This is a genomic window from Roseomonas sp. USHLN139 (assembly GCF_037145735.1).
Lineage (GTDB): Bacteria > Pseudomonadota > Alphaproteobacteria > Acetobacterales > Acetobacteraceae > Pseudoroseomonas.
The window spans coordinates 303,541-328,565 of the sequence record NZ_JBBCWY010000003.1; the positions used below are offsets into that span (position 1 = coordinate 303,541).

The 25,025-nt window shown below is 72.4% G+C and carries 24 protein-coding genes; 10 read left to right on the top strand and 14 right to left on the bottom strand.

The features are described from left to right. Positions 1-70: 70 nt before the first annotated feature. The 3 genes from WFI16_RS11890 to WFI16_RS11900 are packed head-to-tail and all read right to left on the bottom strand — an operon-like array spanning position 71 to position 3,034. The gene (locus WFI16_RS11890; RefSeq protein WP_419898048.1) at positions 71-559 is read right to left on the bottom strand and encodes a CinA family protein; all 489 of its coding nucleotides are present in this window, start codon (positions 557-559) and stop codon (positions 71-73) included. Next, positions 556-1,047 (bottom strand): phosphatidylglycerophosphatase A family protein, encoded by a 492-nt coding sequence (locus WFI16_RS11895; RefSeq protein ID WP_419898049.1) that lies wholly within the window; start codon positions 1,045-1,047, stop codon positions 556-558. The genes WFI16_RS11890 and WFI16_RS11895 overlap by 4 nt, the downstream gene beginning before the upstream one ends. A gap of 13 nt (positions 1,048-1,060) precedes the next feature. Beyond that, on the bottom strand, positions 1,061-3,034 hold the full coding sequence (locus tag WFI16_RS11900; RefSeq protein WP_419898050.1) for a lytic transglycosylase domain-containing protein: 1,974 nt from the start codon (positions 3,032-3,034) through the stop codon (positions 1,061-1,063). A 255-nt stretch (positions 3,035-3,289) separates the two neighbouring features. Here WFI16_RS11900 and dapA point away from each other — a divergent pair, with 255 nt between their 5' ends. Continuing rightward, positions 3,290-4,168 carry a 4-hydroxy-tetrahydrodipicolinate synthase gene (gene dapA, locus WFI16_RS11905; protein ID WP_419898051.1) on the top strand — a complete coding sequence of 293 codons (879 nt, stop codon included), beginning with the start codon at positions 3,290-3,292 and terminating at the stop codon, positions 4,166-4,168. A gap of 75 nt (positions 4,169-4,243) precedes the next feature. Then, the gene (gene smpB / locus WFI16_RS11910; RefSeq protein WP_419898052.1) at positions 4,244-4,729 is read left to right on the top strand and encodes an SsrA-binding protein SmpB; all 486 of its coding nucleotides are present in this window, start codon (positions 4,244-4,246) and stop codon (positions 4,727-4,729) included. A 201-nt stretch (positions 4,730-4,930) separates the two neighbouring features. Here smpB and WFI16_RS11915 read toward each other — a convergent pair whose 3' ends face one another. Then, on the bottom strand, positions 4,931-5,323 hold the full coding sequence (locus WFI16_RS11915; protein WP_419898053.1) for a hypothetical protein: 393 nt from the start codon (positions 5,321-5,323) through the stop codon (positions 4,931-4,933). Between the two features lie 8 nt (positions 5,324-5,331). After that, the gene (locus tag WFI16_RS11920; protein ID WP_419898054.1) at positions 5,332-6,612 is read right to left on the bottom strand and encodes an AmpG family muropeptide MFS transporter; all 1,281 of its coding nucleotides are present in this window, start codon (positions 6,610-6,612) and stop codon (positions 5,332-5,334) included. Between the two features lie 295 nt (positions 6,613-6,907). Here WFI16_RS11920 and WFI16_RS11925 point away from each other — a divergent pair, with 295 nt between their 5' ends. From WFI16_RS11925 to WFI16_RS11940, 4 genes are all read left to right on the top strand, one after another. Continuing rightward, positions 6,908-7,882, top strand: a complete 975-nt coding sequence (locus tag WFI16_RS11925; RefSeq protein WP_419898055.1) for a 2-keto-3-deoxygluconate permease — start codon at positions 6,908-6,910, stop codon at positions 7,880-7,882. 13 nt (positions 7,883-7,895) lie between these two features. Next, positions 7,896-9,191, top strand: coding sequence for a four-carbon acid sugar kinase family protein (locus WFI16_RS11930; protein ID WP_419898056.1), 1,296 nt, complete (start codon positions 7,896-7,898; stop codon positions 9,189-9,191). 4 nt (positions 9,192-9,195) lie between these two features. Next, the gene (gene pdxA, locus WFI16_RS11935; RefSeq protein WP_419898057.1) at positions 9,196-10,215 is read left to right on the top strand and encodes a 4-hydroxythreonine-4-phosphate dehydrogenase PdxA; all 1,020 of its coding nucleotides are present in this window, start codon (positions 9,196-9,198) and stop codon (positions 10,213-10,215) included. 91 nt (positions 10,216-10,306) lie between these two features. Then, positions 10,307-11,059: a DeoR/GlpR family DNA-binding transcription regulator gene (locus WFI16_RS11940; RefSeq protein ID WP_419898058.1), complete on the top strand. Its 753-nt coding sequence runs from the start codon at positions 10,307-10,309 to the stop codon at positions 11,057-11,059. Positions 11,060-11,113: 54 nt separating this feature from the next. Here the strand turns inward: WFI16_RS11940 and WFI16_RS11945 are convergent, their stop codons facing one another. From WFI16_RS11945 to WFI16_RS11955, 3 genes are read right to left on the bottom strand one after another with little or no spacing between them, the layout of a single operon-like run. Then, positions 11,114-12,136, bottom strand: coding sequence for an ABC transporter substrate-binding protein (locus WFI16_RS11945; protein ID WP_419898059.1), 1,023 nt, complete (start codon positions 12,134-12,136; stop codon positions 11,114-11,116). A gap of 28 nt (positions 12,137-12,164) precedes the next feature. Continuing rightward, positions 12,165-13,046: an ABC transporter permease gene (locus WFI16_RS11950; protein WP_419898060.1), complete on the bottom strand. Its 882-nt coding sequence runs from the start codon at positions 13,044-13,046 to the stop codon at positions 12,165-12,167. Between the two features lie 13 nt (positions 13,047-13,059). Continuing rightward, positions 13,060-13,833, bottom strand: coding sequence for an ABC transporter ATP-binding protein (locus WFI16_RS11955; protein ID WP_419898061.1), 774 nt, complete (start codon positions 13,831-13,833; stop codon positions 13,060-13,062). 127 nt (positions 13,834-13,960) lie between these two features. Between WFI16_RS11955 and WFI16_RS11960 the strand changes: the two genes are divergently transcribed. Together WFI16_RS11960 and WFI16_RS11965 are read left to right on the top strand one after the other, a co-directional pair. After that, complete coding sequence (locus WFI16_RS11960; RefSeq protein ID WP_419898062.1) at positions 13,961-14,632, top strand: response regulator transcription factor; 672 nt, start codon at positions 13,961-13,963, stop codon at positions 14,630-14,632. 8 nt (positions 14,633-14,640) lie between these two features. After that, positions 14,641-16,011: a sensor histidine kinase gene (locus WFI16_RS11965; RefSeq protein WP_419898063.1), complete on the top strand. Its 1,371-nt coding sequence runs from the start codon at positions 14,641-14,643 to the stop codon at positions 16,009-16,011. Here WFI16_RS11965 and WFI16_RS11970 read toward each other — a convergent pair. Then, positions 16,008-17,693, bottom strand: coding sequence for a methyl-accepting chemotaxis protein (locus tag WFI16_RS11970; RefSeq protein ID WP_419898064.1), 1,686 nt, complete (start codon positions 17,691-17,693; stop codon positions 16,008-16,010). The genes WFI16_RS11965 and WFI16_RS11970 overlap by 4 nt on opposite strands. 182 nt (positions 17,694-17,875) lie before the next feature. Here WFI16_RS11970 and WFI16_RS11975 point away from each other — a divergent pair, with 182 nt between their 5' ends. Then, positions 17,876-18,709: a TIGR02587 family membrane protein gene (locus tag WFI16_RS11975; RefSeq protein WP_419898065.1), complete on the top strand. Its 834-nt coding sequence runs from the start codon at positions 17,876-17,878 to the stop codon at positions 18,707-18,709. Positions 18,710-18,714: 5 nt separating this feature from the next. Then, entirely contained in the window at positions 18,715-19,095 is a 381-nt protein-coding gene (locus WFI16_RS11980; protein WP_419898066.1) for a hypothetical protein, read from the top strand. A gap of 25 nt (positions 19,096-19,120) precedes the next feature. On the opposite strand, the gene WFI16_RS11985 is transcribed toward WFI16_RS11980, so the two are convergent. The 5 genes from WFI16_RS11985 to fliN are packed head-to-tail and all read right to left on the bottom strand — an operon-like array spanning position 19,121 to position 24,996. Further along, positions 19,121-19,915 carry a nucleotide-binding protein gene (locus WFI16_RS11985; RefSeq protein ID WP_419898067.1) on the bottom strand — a complete coding sequence of 265 codons (795 nt, stop codon included), beginning with the start codon at positions 19,913-19,915 and terminating at the stop codon, positions 19,121-19,123. Further along, the gene (locus WFI16_RS11990; RefSeq protein ID WP_419898068.1) at positions 19,915-20,931 is read right to left on the bottom strand and encodes a hypothetical protein; all 1,017 of its coding nucleotides are present in this window, start codon (positions 20,929-20,931) and stop codon (positions 19,915-19,917) included. The genes WFI16_RS11985 and WFI16_RS11990 overlap by 1 nt, the downstream gene beginning before the upstream one ends. Positions 20,932-20,948: 17 nt before the next feature. After that, complete coding sequence (gene flhA, locus WFI16_RS11995) at positions 20,949-23,042, bottom strand: flagellar biosynthesis protein FlhA (protein ID WP_419898069.1); 2,094 nt, start codon at positions 23,040-23,042, stop codon at positions 20,949-20,951. 6 nt (positions 23,043-23,048) lie between these two features. Then, entirely contained in the window at positions 23,049-24,656 is a 1,608-nt protein-coding gene (locus WFI16_RS12000) for a sigma-54-dependent transcriptional regulator (RefSeq protein WP_419898070.1), read from the bottom strand. A 4-nt stretch (positions 24,657-24,660) separates the two neighbouring features. Further along, positions 24,661-24,996 carry a flagellar motor switch protein FliN gene (gene fliN / locus WFI16_RS12005; RefSeq protein ID WP_419898071.1) on the bottom strand — a complete coding sequence of 112 codons (336 nt, stop codon included), beginning with the start codon at positions 24,994-24,996 and terminating at the stop codon, positions 24,661-24,663. Between the last annotated feature and the right edge of the window lie 29 nt (positions 24,997-25,025).

Sequence of the window (25,025 nt, forward strand, 5' to 3'; positions counted from 1 at the left end):
CGCTGGCCTCTTAACCGTGTTCGCGCGGCAGCGCCAGCAGCAGAAGCGCGGCACCGTCATGAATCTGGACTCACAGGCCGTCCAGCATGGCCAGCGCCGCCACCACCGTCGCCGCCCGCACCGCCGCGCGGTCGCCGGGGAAGACATGGCGCTGCACCTGGGTGGGCCGGCCGCGCCGGGCGGCGGCGAGATAGACCAGCCCGACCGGCTTGCCTGGCACCGCGCCGCCGGGACCGGCGATGCCGGTGGTGGAGACGGCGAGCGCCGCGCCGGATTCGCGCAGCGCCCCCTCCGCCATGGCCCGCGCCACCTCGGCGCTGACCGCGCCATGCGCCTCGAGCAGCGCCCGCGGCACGCCGACCATTCTTTCCTTCGCCTCGTTCGAATAGGTGACGAAGCCGGCCAGGACGCTGGCCGAGGAGCCAGGGATGGCGGTCAGCGCCGCGGCGACCAGCCCGCCGGTGCAGCTTTCGGCGGTGGCGACGGTCAGGCCCTCGGCGGCCAGCCGCTGCAGCAGCCGGGCGGCGGCCTCCTCCGTGCCGGGCGTGAAGACGGTCATGGCAGCAGCCCTCCGAGACGCAACGCCAGGATCACCGCGGCGGCCATGGCGCCGGCGAAGAGGTCGTCCAGCATGACGCCGGTCGGCCCCTTGCGGCGGTCGGCCCAGCCGACCGGCCCGGGCTTGGTGATGTCGAACAGCCGGAACAGCAGGAAGGCCAGGATGATGCCGGGCGCGCCGGCGCCGAGCGGCAGGGCGGCCAGCGCCAGGCTCTGCCCGGCGCCCTCGTCGATCACCACCCAGCCGGGATCGCTCTGCGCCGCCGGCAGCCGCGCCAGCGCCCACCAGCCGAGCAGGCTGAGCAGCAGCGCCAGCCCCAGGCAGGCCCAGGGCCCGCCGAGCACCGCCGGCAGCACCAGCGCGCTGCCCCAGGTGCCGGGGGCGGGCCGCAGGAAGCCGATGCCGCCCAGGCTGGCCAGCAGCCGCGGCAGGGCAGGGGAGGCGGCGGCAAGCGGCGCCGGCGCCACCGCGAGGGCGGGATCCTGCATCAGCGACCCCCGCTCACCGGACGGTGCCCACCGGCAGCCAGGGCTTCAGCGGATGGTCGAGGGCGCCGTCGCCGGCCAGCGCCCGGTAGATGACGGCATTCTCGATGACGCGCTGGACGTAGTTGCGGGTCTCGCTGAAGGGGATCTGCTCCATCCAGTCCAGCATGTCGGTGCCGCCGGCGCCCGGCGGCAGCCGCGGGTCGCCATAGGTGACGATCCAGTCGTCCACCCGCCGCGGCCCGGCATTGTAGGCCGCCGCCGCCATGGCCAGGTTGCCGAAGCGGGCGATCTGGTCGGCCAGGTAGCGCGCGCCGAGCCGCATGTTGTGCTCCGGCTGGGTGGTCAGCCAGCCGGGCTGGTGCGGCACGCCCATCTGGCGGGCGACCAGGGCGGCGGTCGAGGGCAGCAGCTGCATCAGCCCGCGCGCATTGGCCGGCGAGACGGCGGCGGGGTCGAAATTGCTCTCCTGCCGGGTGATGGCATAGGCGAAGGCCGGCTCGATCCCGGCGCCGTCGGGCAGGGTATAGGGGGTCGGATAGCCCTCGGGGATCATCATCACCCCGTCGATGCCGCCGCGGCGCGAGACCCAGACGGCATGGTCCTGGCGGCCGATGGCATTCGCCAGCCGGGCGGCCAGCACCTGCTCGGCCGGCGTCGCGGCGACCTCCTCCAGCCGCAGCAGGAAGGAGCGCGCCCGGCCGGTATCGCCGAGATCGGCCAGCGTCAGCACCGCGCGGGCCAGTTCCTTGTCGAGATAGGCATTGGCCGCCTCGGGCGTGGGCTGGGGTGGGCGGTAGCCGGCGATGCGGGCGGCCAGCTGCGGCGCGCTCTCACCCAGCGCCATGGCGCCGAGCTGGCCGTAGAAGGCGGTCGGGAAGGCCGCGGCGGCGGTGAAATGCGCCCGCGCCTCCTCGGCCCGGCCAAGGCCAGCGGCGGCGCGGCCGCGCCAGTAATGCGCCCTGGCATTGGTGATGACGCTGCTGCTGCCCTGGCCGAGGGCGGCGAAATGCTGCGCCGCGCGGCTGCCATCGGACAGCCGGCGCAGCGCGATGAAGCCGGCCCAGAACTCGGCCTCGTGCAGCCCCTCGCCCTCGGTCTGGCCGTGCCGGGCGGCGGTGCGGTAGGCGCCGCTGACATCGCCGAGGCGCAGCAGCTTGCGCGACAGCACCTGCCGCTCGGTCCACACCGCGCGCGCCGCCTCGGGCGAGAGGTCCTTCTGCAGCGGCTCGGCGCGTTCCCAGACCCCGGCCGCCTCGCGGTCGCGCTCCTGCTGGCGGTAGTAGCGGGCGAGCTCCAGCGACAGGCCGAGATCGTCCTTGGCGCGGGCCGCCGCCTGCGCCTCGGCGCCGGCCTGGCCGCCGGCCAGCGCCAACCGGAGCTCGGCGGTCAGCCGCGCCTCGGGCGGCAGCAGCGGCAGCAGCCGGGCCGCGGCCGCCCCCTGGCGCAGCCAGGCCAGGCGGTTGAATCGCGCCAAGTGGTCGGCCGGCGTCAGCACGGACTGGAAGGCGGCGACATAGGTCGGCTCGGAGACGGCATCGGCGCCGCCCTCGCGCCAGCCGGCGCGGATCACCCGGCGGGCGCCCTCGGCATCACCGCGTCTCTGCAGCGCCTCGGCCAGCTGGCGAGTGGCGGCGAGCGTCCGCGGCGGCGTGCGGGCGAAGAGCGCCAGCACCAGCGCGTCATCCGCCAGCACCGGCAGCACCTCCTCGCCGCGCAGCGTCAGGGTGGATTGCAGCGGCCAGTCGGGATTGGCGGCGGTGAAGGCGGCGACCTCCTCGGCGCTGGCCTGGCCGCGCACCTGCAGCCGGATCCAGGTGACCAGCTTGGCGGCGATCGGATCGGCGCCCTGGCGGGCCAGGCTCTCGGCCTCCGACCAGCGGCCGGCCTGGATGGCGACCATGGCGGCGCGGCCGGCGGCCCGCTGCGGCTCGGTCGCCCAGGGCTGCGCCGCGGCGGGTGCGGCGAGCGGCACGGAAAGCAGGGCCAAAGCCGGCAGCAGGGCCAGGGTCCAGCGGGAAGACCGGCGGGGGCGCGAAGGCGGGACGGCGTGCATGGGGGCGGACCCTATCCGATCGCCGCGGCTTCTCCCAGCGTCGTGAGCGGCCCCGGCGCCGCGAGAGGCCAGGGTCGCGCGCGGCGGAATGCCCGTCATCCGCCGGTCGGCCTTGTGCCGCGGAGACGCCGGCCGTAGCTTCGCCCCTTCATCCCTCTGCCATTCCCCCGGGAAGGAAAGTCTGGTCCCATGTTCAAGGGTTCCCTCGTCGCGCTGATCACGCCCATGACCGAGGACGGCGCGCTGGACCCCAAAGCCTTCCAGGAGCTGGTCGCCTGGCAGGTGGCCGAGGGCACCAGCGGCTTGATCCCGGTCGGCACCACCGGCGAAAGCCCGACCCTGTCGCATGCCGAGCACCACCGGGTGGTCGAGCTCTGCGTCGAGGCGGCCGGCGGGCGGGTGCCGGTCATCGCCGGCACCGGCTCGAACAGCACGGCGGAGGCCATCGAGCTGACCCGCCACGCCAAGGAAGCCGGCGCGGACGCCGCCCTGGTGGTCACGCCCTACTACAACAAGCCGACCCAGGAAGGCCTGTACCTGCATTTCACGGCGATCGCCGACGCCGTCGACCTGCCGCTCATCATCTACAACATCCCGCCGCGCAGCGTGGTCGACATGTCGGTCGAGACCATGGCGCGGCTGGCGAAGCACCCGAACATCGTCGGCGTGAAGGACGCGACCGCCAACCTGACGCGGCCGCTGCATACCCGCCTGACCGCCGGCACCGATTTCTGCCAGCTCTCCGGCGAGGACCACACGGCGCTGGCCTTCCGCGCCGCCGGCGGCGTGGGCTGCATCAGCGTCTCGGCCAATGTGGCGCCGCGGCTCTGCGCCGAGATGCACGCCGCCTGGGAGGCCGGCAACATCGCCGAGGCCATGGCCATCCAGGACCGCCTGACCCCGCTGCACGACGCCATGTTCTGCGAGACCTCGCCGGGGCCGGTGAAATACGCCGCCAGCCTGCTGGGCAAGTCGAGCGCCTTCTGCCGCCTGCCGATGGCCCCGGTCGCCGACAGCACCAAGGAGCGCGTCAAGGCGGCGATGCTCTCCGCCGGCCTGCTGAACTGAGGCCCCTGCCTCCCCATATCGCCTCGACCCGACACGAAAGGGCCGGCGCCACGGCGCCGCCCCACCGAGAGACCCATGGCTGAGCCCCGCAAGAAATCGCTGATCGCCCACGGCACCGCCGCGCAGAACCGCAAGGCGCGCTTCGACTACAAGATCGGCGACACCTACGAGGCCGGGCTGGTGCTGCTGGGCCCCGAGGTGAAGTCGCTGCGCGCCGGCCGCGCCGCCATCGCCGAGGCCTGGGCCGGCGAGCGCGATGGCGAGCTCTGGCTGTTCAACTGCTACATCCCGGAATGGCAGGCGGGCAGCTTCGTCTCGCAGTTCGAGCCTCGGCGCCCGCGCAAGCTGCTGCTGAAGAAGAAGCAGGTCGAGACCCTGACCGGCTCGGTGGCGCGCGAAGGCGTCACCCTGGTGCCGCTGGAAATCCTGTTCAACGAACGCGGCATCGCCAAGGTCGTGCTCGGCCTCGGCGAGGGCAAGAACAAGGCCGACAAGCGCCACGCCATCGCCGCCCGCGACTGGCAGCGGGACAAGGCGCGGTTGATGCGGGACAAGGGCTGACAGAGAAGAAATGGGTAGGTCGGGGGAATGAATTCCCCCGAACCCCCTTCTTTTTTCTGTTCTTGTAGAATTGGCGCTCGCTCGCAGGTCGCGCTTTGGCTGGGCCGTTTCACGTCCCGTCGCCACGTGGACATGGCAATCTGAAAGAAAAAAGATGGGGTCCAGGGGAATTCATTCCCCTGGCCTTCGGCTTGTCTTCTCTTACTGGGAAAGGCTCCGCCGCAGATCCGCCAGCACTTCCCGCAGTGCCCCATGCGCCTGGGCCACGTCGCGGCGCAGCAGGAAGGCGCGCGTCTTCGACTGGGTCTCGTTGTCGCCTTCGGTGAGCTCTGTCGCCCCGGCCAGGAAGTCCTGCATGGCTTCGGGGGAGGGGGTGGCGCCCTTGGCCCCGGCCTCGTCGATGCGCAGGATCAGGTCGGAATAGGCGCGCAGCCAGGCGAAGGCGGGGTCGTGCATCACCGCCTGCAGCAGGGCGTAGGGGTTGTTGGCCGCCGGGTGGCCGATCGCCTGGGCATTGAGCAGCGTGCGGTGCAGCTCGGCCAGGCGAGCGGTCAGCATCTTGTGCGCGGGCTGGGCGCGCGGGACTTGGATCATGGGCCGTCTCACTCGATGGGGGCGGGCGCTGCGGCCGGCACGGCGGGCGCCGGCGGCAGGCGGATCAGCAGGTAGACCATGATGGCCATGGCCGGCAGCGCCGCCGCGGTGGTCAGCAGGAAGAAGTCGGGCCAGCCCAGCCATTCGGCCAGCCCGCCCGAGGTGCCGCCGATGGTGCGCAGCGGCACCGCGGCGAGCGAGGAGAGCAGGGCGTACTGGGTGGCGGTGAAGGCCCGGCTGGTCAGGCTGGACAGGTAGGTGACGAAGGCCGCGTCGGCCAGGCCGTCGGTGAAGTTCTCGATGCCGACCTGGGCCCAGAGCATCGGCATGTCGTGCCCGGCATGGGCCAGCGCCACATACATCAGGTTGGACAGCATCTGGCCCATGCCGGTCAGCACCAGGGCGCGGGCGGTGCCGATGCGCACCACCAGCCAGCCGCCGGCCAGCGCGCCGAGCAGCGTGGCGAACAGGCCGAAGACGCTGCCGACGGCGGCGACCTCGGTGCGGCTGAAGCCGAGCTCGCGGTAGAAGGGGGCGACCATGGTGCCGGCCATGGCCTCGCCCAGCTTGAACAGCGCGATGAACAGCAGGATCGCCAGCCAGTGCCGGCGGCGGACGAAATCGGCGAAGGGGTCGATGGTGGCGGCGCGCAGCCGGGCGGACCAGGCCATCACGGCGCGGGGCGCCGCCTCGGGCTCGGGGCCGAGCCAGACGGCCAGGAAGCCCACGCCGATCAGTGCCGCGCAATAGGTGAAGGCCAGCGGCCAGCCGGCGAATTCGGCGACGGTCAGCGCGCCCGCATTGGCCGCCAGCATGGCGCCGCGATAGCCCCAGACATAATAGGCGAGGCCGAGGCCCTGCTGCCGCTCCTCCAGGAACTCGATGCGGTAGGCGTCGATGACGATGTCCTGGCTGGCCGAGAGGAAGGCGACCAGCACGGCGACCATGACGGTCAGTGCCGGGTCGGCCGCCGGGCTGGTCAGGCCGAGGCCGAGGATCGCCAGGGCGAGGACCGGCTGGATGCTGGCCAGCCAGCCGCGGCGCCGGCCCCAGCTGCGGAAGAAGGGCGGCGGCGCGTGGTCAATTAGCGGCGACCAGAGGAATTTCAGCGAATAGGACAGGCCGATCAGCGCGGTCAGCCCGATCGCGGTCAGCGATATGCCGGATTCCGACATCCATTGCCGCAGCACGAAGGCGGTCAGCGGCAGCGGCACCCCGGCGGAGAAGCCGAGGGCCAGCATGATCAGGAAGCGGCGGTCGTTCGCGATCGCGGGGAGGAGGCGGGCCATGGCCGGGCAAACTGCCACGCCGGGGGCGGCTTTTGAACCGCGCCTGACCGGGCCGGGCAAAAATCCCCCGCCGCGCCCTGCGGCGGGCCCGCGGACCCGCGCGACGCTCGGCCCTGCCTCGATGCGGAAAACGCGCAAAATTCGGCGCAATTCTGCGCGTAATTCGGCTTTTTGTTGCGCGATTCGCGCAGATCATGGTTGACTTGCCTCGCCGTCGGGCGGAAGGAGCCCGCCAATCCTGCGCATTTCGCGCATAAAGAAGGCCCGCCGATGGCGCCGGCCAGCGAGGACGTTGATGCAGATTCCGATCAAGCGTGGCATCGAGGCGGTGCCCGGCGGCATGATGGTGGTGCCGCTGGCGCTCGGCGCGCTGCTGGCCACCTTCTTCCCCGGCACGCCGAAATTCTTCGGCTCCTTCACCGGCGCGCTGTTCACCGGCTCGCTGACCATCCTCGCGGTCTTCTATGTCTGCATGGGCGCCAGCATCGACTTCAAGGCGACCCCCTACATCCTGAAGAAGGGCGGCACGCTGTTCGGCGTGAAGATCGGCGTCGCCATCATCCTCGGCGTGGTCTTCGGCCAGCTGCTGGGCGAGGCGCCGGTCGGCGCCGGCCTCTTCGCCGGGCTGTCGACGCTGGCCATCGTCGCCGCCATGAACGACACCAATGGCGGCCTCTACATGGCGCTGATGGGCCAGTATGGCGAGCCGCGCGACGTCGGCGCCTACACCGTGATGACGCTGGAGTCGGGGCCCTTCCTGACCATGGTCACGCTGGGCGTCGCCGGCCTCTCGGCCTTCCCCTGGCAGACGCTGGTGGGCTCGATCCTGCCGCTGCTGGTCGGCATGCTGCTGGGCAACCTGGACCGCGAGATGCGCGCCTTCCTCAGCCGCGCCATCCCGGTGATGATCCCCTTCTTCGCCTTCGCGCTGGGCAGCGGGCTCGACCTCGCCAAGGTGTGGCAGGCGGGGGTGCTGGGCCTCGGCCTCGGCGTCGCGGTGGTCGTGGTCACCGGCATCCCGCTGTTCCTGGCCGACCGCGCCATCGGCGGCACCGGCGTGGCGGGCGTCGCCGCGGCCTCGACCGCCGGCAATGCGGCGGCGGTGCCCGCCATCGTGGCGGCCGCCAACCCGATCTATGCGGAAGCCGCCGCGCACGCCACCATCCTGGTCGCGGCCGCCGTCATCGTCACCACCGTGCTGGTGCCGCCGCTGACCGCCTGGACCGCCCGCCGCTTCGGCGGCAGCCGCGACGCCGCGCCCCAGGCCTGAGGAAGGGAACGACATGACCGCCCTGCCGTCGCGCTGGCTGATCCTGGCCGATGACCTGACCGGCGCGGCGGACTGCGCCATCGCCTTCGCCCGCCGCGGCCTCGCCGCCTCGGTGGGCTGGCACGGGTCGACCCATGGGACGACCCCAGGGGCGGTTCCAAGGCAGGGGGCGGCCGCCGCCCCCGCCGTGCTGGCGGTCGATGCCGACAGCCGCCGCCTCGATCCGGCGGCGGCGGCGGCGCGCCATGCCGCCCTGCTCGACGCGCACCACGCGGCCGGGGTGGGGCTCATCAAGAAGATCGACTCCACGCTGCGTGGCCAACCGGCGGCCGAGCTCGCCGCCACCTGCACGCTGCTGCGCCAGGCCGGCCAGCCGCGCCTGGCCATCCTGGCGCCGGCCTTCCCGGCCACCGGCCGCACCACCGAGGCCGGCAGCATCCGCCTGCAAGGGGCGGCGCTGGAATCGACGCCGCTCTGGGCGCGCGACCACAGCTACGACACCGCGCATCTGCCGGCGGTGCTGCAGGGCGTCGGGCTGAGCACCCGCCACCTGCCGCTCTCCGTCATCCGCAGCGGCCCCGCCCGCCTGGCCACCGCCCTGCAACAGGCGATCGCCGAGGGGCTGGACGCCGTGGTCTGCGACGCGGTCGAGGCCTGCGACCTCGACCGCCTGGCCGCCGCCAGCCTGCCGATGGCGGACGAAGTCTTCTGGGTCGGCTCCGGCGGCATCGCCGCGGCGCTGGCCGGGACCCTGCCGCCCGCCGCCACGCCGGCCGCCATGCCGTTACTGCCGCCGGCCCGTGGTGGCGTGCTGGTGGTGGTGGGCAGCGTCGCCGAGGCCTCCCGCGCCGCCGCCGCCCGGCTGGTCGAGGCCGGCCGCGCCACCCGCTTCGGCGTGCCGCCCGCCCTGCTGCGCGCCGGCGACCGCCATCCCGGCTGGGGCGCGCTGGCCGCCGGCATCGCCGACAGCCTGGCGCAGCGGCGCGACACCCTGGTCGAGATCGATGCCGACCCGGCAGCCGACCTCAGCCAGGGTGCCATCCTGGCCGAGCGCCTGGCCGCCCTGCTGGCGCCGGCCGCCCCGGTCATCGCCGGCCTCTTCGCCACCGGCGGCGAGACCGCCTGCGCGCTGCTGACGCATCTCGGCGTGCACGGCATCCGCCTGCTGGAGGAGGTCGAGCCCGGCGTGCCGCTCGGCATCACCGAGGGCGCCCTGGCCATCCCGGTGATGACCAAGGCCGGCGCCTTCGGCCATGAGGGCACCATCCTGAACAGCCTGTCCCGCCTGCACGCCCTGCCCGGAGCCTGACCGCATGACCAACGCCCCTGCCGCCGACACCCGCCCGATCGTTGCCATCACCATGGGCGACGCCTCGGGCATCGGCCCCGAGATCATCATGAAGGCCCTGGCCCGGCCGGATGTCTATGCGATCTGCCGCCCGCTGGTGGTGGGCGACGCCACCCGCCTGCGCGAGGCCGACGCGCTGACCCGGACCAACCTCAAGGTGGCCGCGCTGCAGGAGCCCGCCGGCGCGAAGTATGAGATCGGCACCGTCGACTGCATCGACCTGGGCCTGATCCCGGCCGGCCATCCCTTCGGCCAGCTTTCCACGCTCTCGGGCGAGGGCGCCTATCGCTACATCGAGCGCGCCACCCGCCTGGTCGAGGCCGGCGCGGCCGACGCCATCTGCACCGCCCCCCTGTCGAAGGAGGCGCTGCACGCCGCCGGCCACAAATATCCCGGCCATACCGAGCTGCTGGCCCATCTGACCGGCACGCCCGAGGTCTCGATGATGCTGGTGGCGCCGAAGCTGCGCGTCATCCACGTGACCACGCATATCGGCCTGATGGACGCCATCCGGAAGATCGAGCCCGGCCTGGTCGAGCGCGTCATCGCCCGCGGCCATGCCACCCTGGTCAAGGCCGGCATCGCCGAGCCGCGCATCGGCGTCTGCGGCATCAACCCGCATGCCGGCGAGAACGGCCTCTTCGGCCAGGGCGAGGAGGCAGAGAAGATCATCCCCGCCGTGCAGGCCTGCCAGGCCAAGGGCTGGTCGGTCACCGGCCCGCTGCCGGCCGATACGCTGTTCTTCCGCGCCGCCCGCGGCGATTTCGACCTGGTCGTCGCCATGTACCACGACCAGGGCCACGGGCCGGTGAAGGTCATGGGGCTGGAGGCGGGGGTGAACATCACCATTGGCCTGCCCGTCATCCGCACCTCGGTCGACCACGGCACCGCCTTCGACATCGCCGGCAAGGGCATCGCCGATGAGGGCTCGCTGATCGAGGCGCTGCGGCAGGCCGTCGATCTGGCGCCGAAGCGGACGAAGTAAGAAAGGGCGGGGGGAGGTATCCCCCCGCACCCCCTTCTATTTCTGTACAACGGCCCTTGCGGGACCAGCGCGGGCCGGTCCAGATCGACGCATGCGACACCGGAAAAGCCGTCGGGACGACATCCTCTCAGCCATGGCCCAGGGCGTGGTGGACGTCGACAGCCTGGCGGAACGCTTCGGGGTCTCGGCCTCGACCATCCGGCGCGACCTGCAGGACCTCTCGGCGCGGCGCGCCATCGCACGCACCTATGGCGGGGCGATGCTGGCCCATGCGGTGCCCGAGGAAAGCCTCGGCACCCGCAGCGAGCAGCACCGCGACGCCAAGGCCGCCATCGCCGAGGCCGCCCTGGCCCTGGTCGCGGATGGTGACACGCTGATCCTTGATGGCGGCTCGACCGTCGAGGCGCTGGGACGGCGGCTGGCCGGGCGGCGGCTGCGCATCATCACCAACAACCTGCCCCTGATCCCGGTGCTGGCCGATACGCCGGGGATCGAGCTGGTGGTGCTGGGCGGCACCGTGCGCCCGATCAGCATGGGCACCACCGGCAGCCTGGCCGAGCAGGCGCTGCGCTGCATGACCGCCGACAAGCTGTTCACCAGCGCCGATGGCGTCATGCCCGGCTATGGCCTCTGCGAGGCGACGCTGGAGCAGGTTTCCCTGAAGTCGCTGATGATGCGCCAAGCCGCCGAGGTCTTTGTCCTGGCCGACGCCTCGAAGCTGGGTCGGGCGGAACAGCCCTTCTGGGCGCCCTTGCGTCCCGGGGCGTGCCTGGTGACGGATGCCGGCTTGGAAGCTTGCGACGGGTTCGTGGCTGAAGGCGTCCGCGTCGTGCTTGCGGACTGAGTCGCAAAAATAGAAGGGGGCGCGGGGGGATACCTCCCCCCGCTGCTTGCTTTTTTACGACCCCTGCCGGTCGTGCAGCGCCGGGATGAACAGGTCCTTCCAGCTGTCCGGCTTCACCCGGACCGAGCCCACCGCATGCATGAAGCGGGCGTATTCCATGACGCCGTGCGGGGTCGCCGAGAAGCGGCTGTCCGGGTCCTTGATCATCTTCACCACGTCCTCGTCGGTGGCCGTGGTGCGGGTGATGCGGTTGAAGGCCTGGGCGGCGGCGGCCGGGTCCTTGGCGATGAAGTCGTTGGCCTCGTCCAGCGCCGCCAGGAAGACCTGCATGACGCGCGGATTGGCCTCGACGAAGCGCTTCTGCGCGAAGATCACGTCCAGCGTCGAATCGCCGAGCACGTCGCTGGCGGCGATCACCTTGTGGATCGAGGGGTTGTTCAGCTCGATGATCGAGAAGGGCGGCGAGGCGAAATGCGCCGCGATCTCGGTCCTGCCGCTGAGCAGCGCCTGGGCGGCCTCGGGATGCGGCAGGCCGACGGTCATCGGGTCCAGCTTGGCGTAGTTCTCCTGGCCGAACTGCTTGGCCACCAGCATCTGCAGCACCACCGCCGCCAGCGAGGTCTTGATGCCGGGCAGGGCGATCTTGTCGTTGGCGGTGAAGTCGGCCAGCGTCTTCAGGTGCGGCCGGTTGGCGTTGAGCACGAGCGCGCAGCTCGACATGCCGGCGACGCCGATGACCTCGGCCCGCGGAATGCCGCGCGCCTTGGCCCAGAGGGTGATGAAGCCCGGCGAGCCGGTGCCCGCGATGTCGAGCGAGCCGGCCAGCATCGCGTCGTTGATGACGTTGCCGCCATCCAGCGTCTGCCAGCCGATCTCCAGGGTGCCGAGCCCGGCCTTCTGGGCCTGGCGCTCGATCAGCTTCTGGTCGCGCATGACGATCAGCGGCAAATAGAGGATGCCGTAGCCGTGCGAGATGCGCAGGCGGCTGGTCTCGGCATGCGCGGCGCGGATGTTGAAGCCGAGGCTGGCGGCGGCGCCGAGGGCGCCGGCGGTGCCGAGCAGGGTGCGGCGGTTCATCGTGTTGTTTCCTCCGAAGATCATGGGATCAGCTCTGCATGCCCCAGCGGCGGATGGTGCGCTTCTCGATGGTCGCGAAGATCACGTTCTCCACGAACAGGCCGATCAGGATGACGAAGAACAGGCCGGCGAAGACATTGGCGGTCTCCAGCTGGTTGCGGTTCTCGAAGATGAACCAGCCGAGGCCGCCCGAGCCGGAGGAGACGCCGAAGACCAGTTCGGCGGCGATCAGGGTGCGCCAGGCGAAGGCCCAGCCGACCTTCAGCCCGGTCAGGATCGAGGGGAAGGCGGCCGGGATCAGGATGTCGCGCACCAGCCCGATGTTGCGCAGGCCGTAGTTCAGCCCGACCATCTTCAGCGTCTTCGACACCGCGCGGAAGCCGGCATGGGTGTTCAGCGCGATCGCCCAGAGCACGGAGTGGACCAGCACGAAGATGACGCTGCCGGTGCCCAGCCCGAACCAGATCAGCGCCAGCGGCAGCAGGGCGATGGCCGGCAGCGGGTTAAACATCGCCGTCAGCGTCTCGAGCAGGTCGGTGCCGATGCGCGAGCCGATGGCCAGCACGGTCAGCAGGGCGGCGAGGCCGACGCCGATGGCATAGCCGATCGCCAGCGTCTGCAGCGAGATCAGCGCGCGGGCCGGGATGATGCCGTTCAGCAGGTTGCTGATCAGCGCCTCCACCGTCTCGGAGAAAGCCGGGAAGAGCAGGGGGTTATCCAGCCACCGCCCATAGATCTCCCAGATGACGGCAAGGACGAGGAGAATGAAACCCTTGCGCAGGAAGCCGATGCGATAGACCGATTCCCAGGCGGAAATCGGCTTCTGCACCTCGGCGGGCTGGCCGCGGACCGGCTCGCGCACGATCTCGGGGCGGGTCAGCAGCGGGGCGTGGTTCACGGTCGTGCTCATGCTGCGCGCTCCCTCAATGGACGAAGAGCATGTCGTTGATGCGGGTCTCGAGCTCGGCCTGGGCGGCGGTGCCCAGCAGCTCCGGCGGCACGCTGTTCAGCTCGGCCTTGACCTGGCCGGGATGCGGCGACAGCAGCAGGATGCGGGTGCCGATGCGGATCGCCTCCTCGATCGAATGGGTGACGAAGAGCACGGTGAAGCGCGTGTCCTCCCACAGCCGCAGCAGCTCCTCCTGCATGCGCCGGCGGGTGAGGGCGTCGAGCGCGGCATAGGGCTCGTCCATCAGCAGGACATCGGGCTCCATGGCCATGCCGCGGGCGATGGCGACGCGCTGCTTCATGCCGCCGGACAGCATGTGCGGATAGCTGTCGGCGAAATCCTTCAGCCCGACCTTCTCGATGTAGTAGCCCGCGCGGTCGCGCGCCTCGGCGGCCGAGAGGCGCTTCGAGGCGGTCAGCGCGAAGGTGACGTTCTGCTGCACCGTCTTCCACGGCAGCAGCTGGTCGAATTCCTGGAAGACCATCATGCGGTCGGGGCCGGGCTCGCGCACCTCGCGCCCCTTCAGGCGGATGCTGCCCTCGGAGGGGGTCAGGTAGCCGCCAATCGCCTTCAGCAGCGTCGACTTGCCGCAGCCCGAGGGGCCGAGCAGCACGTAGCGCTCGGAAGGATAGACGTCGAAATCCACCCGCTGGGTGGCGGTGACGACATATTCGTCGGTCTTGTATTGCAGGGTCACGCCCTGCACCTGCAACAGCGGCGCTGTCGCGCCCGCATCCTGCGCGGCCATCGCTTCCTCCTTGTCTCGTTGCCGCCCTTGCGGGGCCGGATTGGCTTCCTCTCTAATCCGCCAAGCTGTTGCCAAACTGACGAGGCTCAGGAAATTTTTGTTCGCAACTGCAGCATGAAAGATGCCGATGCGGATCCTGCTGGTGGAGGACAATGCCGATGTGGGGGAGGCGGTGCAGGCCCGCCTGGCCCGGCTCGGCCATGCGCTGGACTGGGAGCGCAGCGGCGAGGCGGCCATGGCGCGGCTCGACGTGCAGCAGGGCTATGACCTGGTGATCCTGGACGTGATGCTGGGCGGCGCCATCGACGGCATGGCCATCCTGCGCCGGCTGCGGGCGCGGGGTGGCGCCACCCCGGTGCTGATGCTGACGGCGCGCAGCCAGGTGGATGACCGGGTCAGCGCGCTGGACCTTGGCGCCGATGACTACCTGACCAAGCCCTTCGACTTCCGCGAGCTGGAGGCGCGGGTGCGCGCCCTGCTGCGCCGCGGCAGCGGCGCCGCCGTCAACGAATTGCGCTTCGGCGATATCAGCATCGACCTGGAGGGCCATGTCGCCGCGCTGAACGGCCAGCCGCTGGAGCTGACGAAACGCGAGCTGACGCTGCTCGAATTGCTGCTGGCGCGGCCGGGCCGCATCGTGCCGAAGGAGCAGCTGATGGACCGGCTCTTCGGATTGGACGAGGCCGCCAGCCTGAACGCGGTGGAGCAGCACGTCGCCCGGCTCCGAAAAAAACTGTCGCTGTCGACGACGGAGATCCGCACGCTGCGTGGCCTCGGCTACCAGATCATGGCGCGATAGAGAGAAGAATGCAGAGCCGCTCGCTGCATGCGCGGATCATGGTGCTGCTGGCGCTGGTCTTCGGCGCGGTCTCCGGCGGCTTCGCCATCGCCGCCTGGGTCACGGCGCGCGTCGTGGCCGATGGCGCGCATGACGCGCTGCTGGCCGCCGGTGCCGCGCAGATCGCCGAGAACATGTATGTCGCCGGCGGCGTGCTGGTGGTCGAGCCGCCGATCGCCGTCGTCGCCAGCCTCTCGGCGCAGGACCGCGTGGTCTACAAGGTGGTCGATGCGCGCGGCATCGTCGTCGCCGGCAGCTCCGGCCTCGACAGCCCGCCGGCGGATGGGACGCATACCCAGCTCGGCCGGACCCGGCTGATGGGACAGGACTACCACACGGCGACCACGGCGCGGCGCATCCAGGGCGGCTGGGCCAGCGTGACGCTGGCCCAGACCAACCATGCGCGGGAGGAGATGGCGCGCGGTCTGGCGGCGAAATCCATGGTGCTGATCCTGGCGCTGTCCGGCCTCGGGCTGGTCGCCACGCTGCTGGCGGTGCGGCTGGCCCTGGCCCCGCTGCGCCGGGTCGAGGCCGCCATCGCCGCGCGTGACCCGCAGGACCTGGCGCCGCTGGTGCTGGACGCGCCGCCGGAGATCCACACGCTGCTGGCCGCGATCAATGCCTTCATGGCGCGGCTGGAGGCGCATCTCGGCCAGATGCGGCGGCTGATCGGCGATGCGGCGCATCAGATCCGCACGCCGCTGACCGCGCTGACCGCGCAGCTGGAGATGCTGGAGGGCGCGCAGGACGAGGCCGCGCGGCAGGCGCATCTGGCCCGGCTGCAGGACCGCGCGGCGCAGCTCGGCCGGCTGGCGGCGCAGCTCTTCGATCATGCCATGGTGCTGCACCGCGCCGGCCAGGTGCGGCTGGAGGAGGTCGATCTGGTGCCGCTGGCGCGCCAGGTGCTGGTGGCGCTGCTGCCGCTGGCCGGCCGCATCCGGCTGGAGCTGGAGGCGCCCGAGGTCCCGGTGCTGGTCGCCGGCGACCGCGTCAGCCTGCGCGAGGCCTTGAGCAATCTGGTGCACAACGCGCTGAAGCATGGTGCGCGGACGCATGTCCTGGTGACGCTGCGCCAGGACACGGCGATGACGCTGGTGGAAATTTCCGACGATGGGCCGGGGATTCCGCCCTCGCGCTGGCAGCATGTGCGCGAGCCCTTCCACAGCCGGGGCGAGGCGGAGCGCGGGGCGGGCCTCGGCGTCGCCATCGCTGAGCAGGTGATGCGCGCCCATGGCGGCGCGCTGTCCTTCCGGCTGGACTCGTCCGAGGGCTTTTCCGTCATCCTGCTCTTCGCGGGACGCGCGCCGGTGGCGGCGCGCGTCCCCGTCGCCGACGCCTAGGCCGCGCGCACCTTCGATACGAAGTCATCCACCGCGCCGGTCAGCTGCTCGGACTGGCGCGACAGGTCGGTGGCGGCGGCCAGCACCTGGCTGGCGGCGGCGCCGGTGCTGCTGGCGCCCTGACCGACCGAGGCGATGTTCATCGTCACCACGCCGGTCGCCTGCGCCGTCTCCTGCACGGTGCGGGCGATCTCGGCGGTGGCGGCGCTCTGCTCCTCGACCGCGGCGGCGATCGCCACGGTGATGCGGCTGACCTCGTCGATCGTGCTGGCGATGGCGCCGATCGCCACCACCGCCTGCTGCGTCGCCTGCTGGATCGAGCCGATCTGCGCGCCGATCTCCTCGGTCGCCTTGCTGGTCTGGTTGGCCAGGTTCTTCACCTCGGAAGCCACGACGGCGAAGCCCTTGCCGGCCTCGCCGGCGCGGGCCGCCTCAATGGTGGCGTTGAGGGCGAGGAGATTGGTCTGGCCGGCGATCGAGGTGATCAGGTTCACCACCTCGCCGATCTTGCTGGCGCCCTCGGCCAGCACGCGCACCGTCGCATCGGTCTCGCGCGCGCGCTCCACCGCCTGGCCGGAGACGCTGGTCGCCTGGGTCACCTGGCGGCTGATCTCGGAGATCGAGGCGGAGAGCTGCTCGGCGGCCGAGGCGACGGTCTGCACGCCGCCGCTGGCGGCCTGCGCCGCGCCCGCCACGGAATTCGCCTGGGCATTGGTCTCCTCCGCGGTGCCCGACATGCTGCGCGCGGTCGCCTCCAGCTCGGTGGCCGCCGAGGAGACGACGCCGACCATGTCGCCAACCCGCGCCTCGAAGGCGGCGACCAGCTGCGCCAGGACCTCGGCGCGCTTCTGGCGGGCTTCCTGCGCGGCGGCCTGCTCGGCGGCCAGCGTATCGGCGTGCTGCAGGCCGGTGCGGCATTCGTCGACGGCGCGCGACATGTCGCCCACCTCGTCGCCGCGCGCCAGGTCAGGCAGGCTGACCGCATAGTCGCGCTGAGCGACGCGGCGCAGCGCCGCGGCCAGGCCGACGATGCTGCGGGCGATGTGGCGGTCGAGGAAGAGCGCGGCGCCGAGCCCGGCGACCAGCGCCAGGGCGAGCACCATGCCGGTCAGCCAGAGCGCCCGCTGGTAGATGGTGGAGGCTTCCTCGGCGGCGGCGGTGGCGCCGGCCTCGTTCAATGCGGCCAGCTCGTCCAGCGTGGCGAAGACCTTGCGGATCGCCTGGGCGCCTTCCGTGTTGAACAGGGTGACCGCCACCACATCGCCACCCGGCCGCGCCAGGGCGGCCTCGATCGTCGTCAGATAGGCGTTGTATTCGCTGCGCGTGCGGCTCAGCAGCGCCTGCTCGGGCGGGGTCGAGCTGAGGCTGCCGGCGGCGGCGAAGTCGACCTCGACGTCCCGCCGGCGGGCTGCCAGATCGCTCTGCGCCGTGGTGCGCTGCGCGGCATCGGCGGTGGCGACGACCCGCGCGGCGCTGGTGCGCTCGCGCGACAGGCTGAATTGCAGATGCGTGATCGAGCGCACCGAGGGCAGCCAGTTCGTCTGGATCTCCACCAGGCCGGACTGAACTTGGCTGAGCTGCTGCAGCCCCAGCAGGCCGAGCAGGGTGGTGAGCAGGAGCAACAGGCCGAAGGCGCCCAGCAGCTTGCTGCGCAGGCGGAGGCGGCCAAGGACCGTAAGCATTTTTTTTTCCGGGACTGGGAACAAGATCGCGTTATTGGTCCGAATCTTTTCTTGATTATTAATGCTTCGCTGCCAGGCGCGCGCGCCGCCAGGGCGCATGACAGCGTCGCCATCTCGCGTCACACGGCGGTTGCAACTTCCAACCCCGCCGGCCTTTCGACAGGGGGCGGGAAGGGCAGGCGATGACGGAACAGGCAACAGGCAACCGGGGTGGCAACCGCGCCTATGCGATCAGCCTGGCGCGCGGCATGGCCGGCGCGCTGATCTTCGCCTTCCCGCTGGTGATGACCATGGAGATGTGGTCGATCGGCTTCTCGGTCACGCCGGCGCGGCTTTTCCTGTTCCTGCTGCTCGGCCTCGGGGTGCTGGCCGGCCTCGCCTATTACAGCGGCTTCGAGCCGGCGGCGGACTGGCTGGATGCGCTGCTCGACGCGCTGGGCGCCTTCGCCATCGGGTTGATCGGCAGCGGGCTGCTGCTCTGGCTGTTCGGCATCGTCACGCCCGGGCTCGGCTGGCGGGCGGCGCTCGGCATGGTGGCGCTGCAGGCGGTGCCGGCGGGGATGGGCGCGGTCGCCGCGCGCCGCCAGTTCGGCGCCCGCGAGGGCGAGGCGCGCGAGGACCGCGCCGGCTATCCGGCGCAGCTCTTCCTGATGGGGGCGGGGGCGCTGTTCCTGGCCTTCAACGTGGCGCCGACCGAGGAGGTGCTGCTGATCGCGCTGCGCATGCCGCCCTGGTCGCTGATCGGGCTGATGGGGCTGTCGCTGCTGCTGCTGCACCTGCTGGTCTATACCATCGGCTTCGCCGGGCAGGAGCAGCGGCCGGAAGGGGCGGGGGCCTGGCGCACCTTCGGCGCCTACAGCCTGGCGGGCTATGGCCTGGCGCTGGCGGTCAGCTTCTACGTGCTGTGGACCTTCGGCCGCGCCGACCTGGCCAGCCTGCCGATGATGGCCATGGTGACGGTGGTGCTGGGCTTCCCGGCGGCGCTCGGCGCCGCCATCGCCCGGCTGGTGGTGTGAGCGGCATGAGCGGGAAACCGGTTCTCGAATGGCTGATGGCGGGCTTCGGCGCGGTGCTGACGCTCGGCACCCTGGCGATCGTCGCCAGCGACATCCCGGCCAGCCGGGGCGACCCGGTGCCGCTTCTCACCATCGCCGAGGAGCCGCCGCGGCCCGATGGCCAGGGTGCCTTCCTGGTCCGCTTCACGGTGACCAACGCCGCGCCGGCCACGGCGGCGCAGGTGACGGTCGAAGGCGTCCTGGCCGAGGGCGGCCGCGTGCTGGAGACCAGCCGCACCGTGCTCGACTATGTCCCGCGCGGCTCGAGCGCGCGCGGCGGGCTGTGGTTCCGCCAGGACCCTAGCGGACGGCTGACGCTGCGGGCGACCGGCTATGCCGAGCCCTGAAGATTAAATTGCCGCAGGGAGGCGATCAGGGATCGACGGCGCGGGCCAGCACCGCGACATCGGCCGCGGCGGCCGAGGTCGGATGCCGGCTGAGCAGCGGCATCTGCCGGCGGATGGCGTCGCGCACCCGCTCGTCGCGGCGGACCAGCCCGGCCAGCGGCACGTCGCGCTGCAGGAAGGTGCTGCAGGCGCGCTGCAGGGTGGCGGCGGTGCGGCGGCCGGAGGGCACGTCGATCGCCTGGTTCACCACGATCCGCGCATCGCCGCCCGGCCGGTCGGTGCCGTGCAGCTTCAGCGTGGCATAGGCGTCGGTCAGGCTGGTCGGCTCGTCGGTGGCGACCACCAGCAGCGTGTCGGCCGCCGCCGCCAGCCGGCGCGTGGCCGGCGCCAGCCCGGCGCCGAGGTCGAGGATCACCACGTCCCAGCGCCCGGTCGCGGCGCGCAGCAGCGTCGCCACATGCTCGACCACCTCGGGCCGGAGGCTCGCCAGCATGCCGCTGCCGGAACGCCCGGCGAGCACGTCGAAGCCGCCCTCCGGGTGGTGGATCACCGCCTGGGTCAGCGCGATGCGCCCGGCCAGCACCGCCTGCAGGTCGCGCTCCGGCTGCAGGCCGAGCTGCACGTCGACATTGGCGAGGCCGAGATCGCCATCGGCCAGCAGCACGCGGCGGCCGCGCTGCGCCAGGGTCTGCGCCAGGGTGATCGCCAGCCAGGTCTTGCCCACGCCCCCCTTGCCCGAGGCGATGGCGATCAGCCGGCCGGCGGTGGCCTGGGCCTGGAAGTTCAGCGGCGGGTCCGGACGGAAGGAGAGGTCGGGCATCAGGGGAGGACTCCAGCCGTCAACGGGGGGACAGGCAAGGGGGTATCGGCGGCGGGGGCCGCATGGCTGCGCCGGCGCAGCCGCGCCGCCAGCCAGTCGGGGTTCAGCGGCAGCAGCTGGCCGGACGCCTCGGGCCCGGTGCCGCCGGCGGAGAGCACCAGCTGCCCGGCGGCGGCGGCGGCCAGCACGCTGCCCAGGCGCCGCGTCGCATCCAGCCGCGTCGCGACCAGATGGGTGGCGCCGAGCGCGCGGAAGGCGCGGGCCAGCTCGGCCGCCTCGGCGCAGTCGAGGCCGGCCGGCAGGACCAGCGCCACATGTGGCCGGGTCTGCGCGATCAGCGCCGCCAGCAGCCGCGCCTGCTGCGGCTCGAAGGGGTCGGTGCCGGGGGTGTCGATCAGCACCGCGCCGCCCGGCGGGCGCAGCGCGATGGCCTGCAGCGCCGCGGCCGGGCTGGTCGCCTGGGCCAGGCTGGCGCCCAGCACCTCGGCCACCCCGGTCAGCTGGTCGGCCGCCCCCGGGCGCTGGTGGTCGGTGTTGATCAGCAGCGGCGGCGCCTCGCCATCCATCACGTGCCGCGCGGCGATCTTCACCGAGGTCAGCGTCTTTCCCGCGCCGGGCGGCCCGGCCAGCAGCAGCGGCCGGGTCCCGAGCGGCGGCAGCCCGCCGAAGCGGAAGCTGGCGGCCAGCGTCGCCTCCAGCGGGCCGGTCAGCAGCCGGTCACGCAGCGGCGCCGGCAGGTTGTGGAAGGCCAGGGCCTGGTCGTCCGCCGCCTCCGGCACGGGCGCCGGCAGGGGCGCCATCGGCGGCGGCCAGGCGGCGCGCTCCAGCGCCGGCTCCGGGGTGGGGGCCACCACCGGCAGCGGCTCGTCCGGCGGATCGACCTCCAGCGCCGCGGTCGCCTCCACCCCGCCATTGACCCGGCGGGAGGAGAGCAGCACCGCGTCCGGCCCCAGCTCCGCGGTCAGCAGGCGCATGGCCTCCGCCATGGTGGGGGCGCGGATGACGCGGATGCGCATGGCCGGCTACCCGCGCCTCAGACGCTGCCGAGGACGCGGATGCGCGCCCGCGGATGGATCTCGGCCTGGGCCAGCACCGGCGTGGTCGGGCGGAAGCGCTCGACCACGGCACGGACATGGGCGCGGATGGCGCCCGAGCAGACCAGCGCCGGCGCGTCGCCGGCCGCCCCGGCGCGGTCCAGCGCCAGCCGCAGCTTCTGCGCGAAGTCGTTGACGCGCGACGGCGCCATGGCCAGCTGGCGCTCCTCGGCCGGGCCGATCAGCGCCTCGGCGAAGGCGGCCTCCCATTCGGCGCCGAGCGTCAGCAGCGGCACGTCGCCCTGGTGGCCGCGCGCCGATTCGGTCAGCTGGCGGGCCAGGCGCGCGCGGACGATCTGCACGATGCTCGACAGGCCGCGGGCGCCGCCGCCGGCCGTCGCCTCCTGGATGCCCTCCAGGATGGTCGGCAGGTCGCGGATCGAGACGCGCTCGGCGAGCAAGGCCTGCAGCACGCGCTGCACCGTGCCGATGCTGGCCTGGCCGGGCACCAGGTCGGCGACCAGGCGCTTGTTCTCCTCCGGCAGGCCGTCGAGCAGGCGGCGCGTCTCGGTATGGCTCAGCAGGTCGGCCATGTTCTCGCGCACCACCTCGGTCAGGTGGGTGACCAGGACGCTGGCGGCATCGACCACGGTGCAGCCGCGGGCCAGCGCCTGGTCGCGCAGGTTCTCCTCGATCCACAGCGCCGGCAGGCCGAAGGCCGGCTCCTGGCAGCGCTCGCCCGGCAGCGGCGGCAGCTTGCCGCTGGGATCGATCGCCAGCAGCATCGGCGGCTTCACCTCGCCGCGCGCCGCCTCGACCTCCTTGACGCGCACGACATAGGTCGAGGGCGGCAGCTGCATGTTGTCCTGCACCCGGACGCTGGGCAGCACGAAGCCCATCTCCTGGGCGATGCTCTTGCGCAGCTGGCGGATCTGCTCGGTCAGCCGCGGCGCCTCGCCGGAGGCGAGCGAGAGCAGGCCATAGCCGATCTCGAGGCGCAGCTGGTCCATCCGCAGCGCCTCGGCGACCGGCGCCTCCTCGGCCGCGGCCTTGGCGGCGGGGTCGAGTGGGGCGGCGGGCCGCGCCGGCGCGCGGGCCTTGACCTGTTCCGCCTTGCGCCGGTTCCAGGCCAGCCCGCCGCAGACCGCGGCGATCGCCAGGAAGGGCAGCACCGGCATGGCCGGCATGGTGGCCATCACCAGCGCGCTGCCGGCGGCGATCGCCAGCGGCTTCGAGGCGGTGCCGAGCTGGCCGGCCAGGATCTGGTCGGCGCGACCGTCGCCGCCGCCCTTGGTCACCACGATACCGGCGGCGACCGAGATCAGCAGCGCCGGGATCTGCGTCACCAGCCCGTCGCCCACGGTCAGGACGGCAAAGGTCTCGGCGGCGTCGCCGAAGCCCATGCTGTGCCGGCCCATGCCGATCGCCAGGCCGCCCAGCAGGTTGATGCCGGTGATGATCAGCCCGGCGATGGCGTCGCCGCGGACGAACTTGGCGGCGCCGTCCATGGCGCCGTAGAAGCCGCTCTCCTCCTCCAGCTCGCGCCGGCGGCGGCGCGCCTCGGCCTCCTCGATCATGCCGGCCGAGAGATCGGCGTCGATCGCCATCTGCTTGCCGGGCATGGCGTCCAGGCTGAAGCGCGCGGCCACCTCGGCGATGCGGCCGGAGCCCTTGGTCACCACCATGAAGTTGACGATCAGCAGGATGGCGAAGACCACCAGGCCGATCACCACGTCGCCGCCCATCAGGAAGTTGCCGAAGGCGGCGATGACGCCGCCGGCCGAGCCCGGCCCCTCATGCCCATGCGTCAGCACCGCGCGGGTGGTGGCGACGTTCAGCGCCAGCCGCATCAGCGTGGTCAGCAGCAGGATGGTGGGGAAGGAGGTGAAGTCGAGCGGCCGCTGCAGCAGCAGCGCCACCATCAGCACCAGCACCGAGGCGGTGATCGAGATCGCCAGGCCGAGATCGAGGAGCAGCGTCGGCAGCGGCACCAGCATCACCGCCAGCAGGCAGATGACGCTGAGCGCCAGGCCGACATCGGTGCCGATGCGGACCCGCTTCAGGGCGTCGGGCAACGGCAGGGCGATGGCCATGCGTGCTTACTCCGCCGCCGCCGCGCCGCCGGGAAGCAGGGCGCCGCCGCCTGTCATCGGGGCTGCGCCGCCGCCGGGGGCGGTCACCGCCAGGCCGGAGGCGCGGTAATCCTGCAGCTTGTTGCGCAGCGCGCGGATCGAGATGCCCAGCACCTCCGCCGCCCGCGTGCGGTTGCCCAGGCAATGCGCCAGCGTGCCCAGGATCAGGTCGCGCTCGACATCCTCCATGCGGCGGCCGACCAGGGCGGCGATGCCGGCCTCGGGCGACAGGTTCGGCGTGGCAGGGGGCGATGCAGGAGCGGGGGCCGGCGCCGGGGGGGCGACGGCGCCATAGCTGGCATAGGCGGGCGCGGCGGCGGTGGCTGTGGTGGCGGCGGCCGCGAGCTCGGCCGGGGTCGGCAGCGGCGGCTGCGGCATCGCTGGCGGGCGCGGCGGATCGGCGAAGAAGGCGGCGGCCGCGGCGGCGGGCGTCAGGCCGGTGACCGGGACGCCGGCGGCGGAATCAGGCCGGGCCAGCTCGATCGCCTCGGCGCCGATCGCCTCGCCTTCGGCCATCAGCACGGCGCGGTGTAGGGCGTTCTCCAGCTCGCGCACATTGCCCGGCCAGGAATAGGCCAGCAGCGCGCGGCGGGCGGCGGCGTCCAGCTTGCGCGGCGGCAATCCGTTCACTTCCGCGAAGCGGGCAGCAAAGAGATCGGCGAGGGGAAGAATGTCGCCCGGGCGCTCGCGCAGCGGCGGCAGGCGCAGCCGCACCACGTCGAGGCGGAAATAGAGGTCCTCGCGGAAGCGGCCGGCGCGCACCTCGGCCATCAGGTCGCGGTTGGTGGCGGCCAGGATGCGGACATCGACCCGGATCGGCCGCGTGCTGCCCAGCCGGTCGATCTCGCGCTCCTGCAGGGCGCGCAGCAGCTTGGCCTGCAGCCGGGGGTCCATCTCGCCGATCTCGTCGAGCAGCAGCGTGCCGCCCTCGGCCTGCTCGAACTTTCCCTTCCGCGCGGCGACGGCACCGGAGAAGGCGCCCTTCTCATGGCCGAACAGCTCGCTCTCCAGCAGGCTCTCGGGCAGCGCCGCGCAGTTCAGCGCGACGAAGGGGCCCTTGGCGCGGCGCGAGCCGGCATGGATGCGCCGCGCCATCACCTCCTTGCCGGTGCCGCTCTCGCCGGTGATCAGCACCGAGGCCTCGGCGCGCGCCACCTGGTCGGCGCGGGCCAGCACGGCAGCCATCACCGGGTCGCGCGCGGCCGGCGGCGCGGTCTCCTCCGCCTGCTCGCCAGCGGCGGCCTGCAGCATGGCGGCGATCAGGTCGGCATCGGGCGGCAGCGGCAGGAAGTCGCGGGCGCCGGCGCGGATGGCGCGCACCGCGGTCTCGGCCGCGGCATCGACGCCGCAGGCGATGACCGGGCAGAGGATGCGCTCCGCCAGCATGGCGCGCACCAGCCAGTCGATGTCGTGATGCACCTCGCACATCACCACGTCGGCGCCCTCGACGCGCAGCTTCGCCAGGGCGCCGGTGACGCCCTCGACCTGCGCGACGCGCGCGCCGCGGGCCTGGGCCATGCGCGCGGCCAGACCCAGCTCCCCCGCCAGGGGGCCGACGATCAGCACGCGGGGCATGGGTTCAGCCCACCCGGTCGGTCTTGACGATCTCGGTCATGGTGACGCCCAGCCGGTTCTCGCCGACCATCACCACCTCGCCGCGCGCGACCAGCCGGTTGTTGACGTAGATGTCGACGGCCTCGCCGAGCTTGCGGTCGAGCTCGACCACGGCGCCGCGGCCGAGCTTCAGCAGCTGGCTGACCTGCATGGTGGCGCGGCCGAGCACGGCGCTGACCTGTACGGGAATATCGTAGACGGCGTTCAGATCGGCGGCGGCGCGACGCGGCGCGTCGCCTTCCGGCACGTCGGGCAGCTCGCCACCAAGGGCCACATTGCCGCGCATCATCGGGTCCTGCATTTTGCCTTCCCTCGGTCTCTATCGCAGCC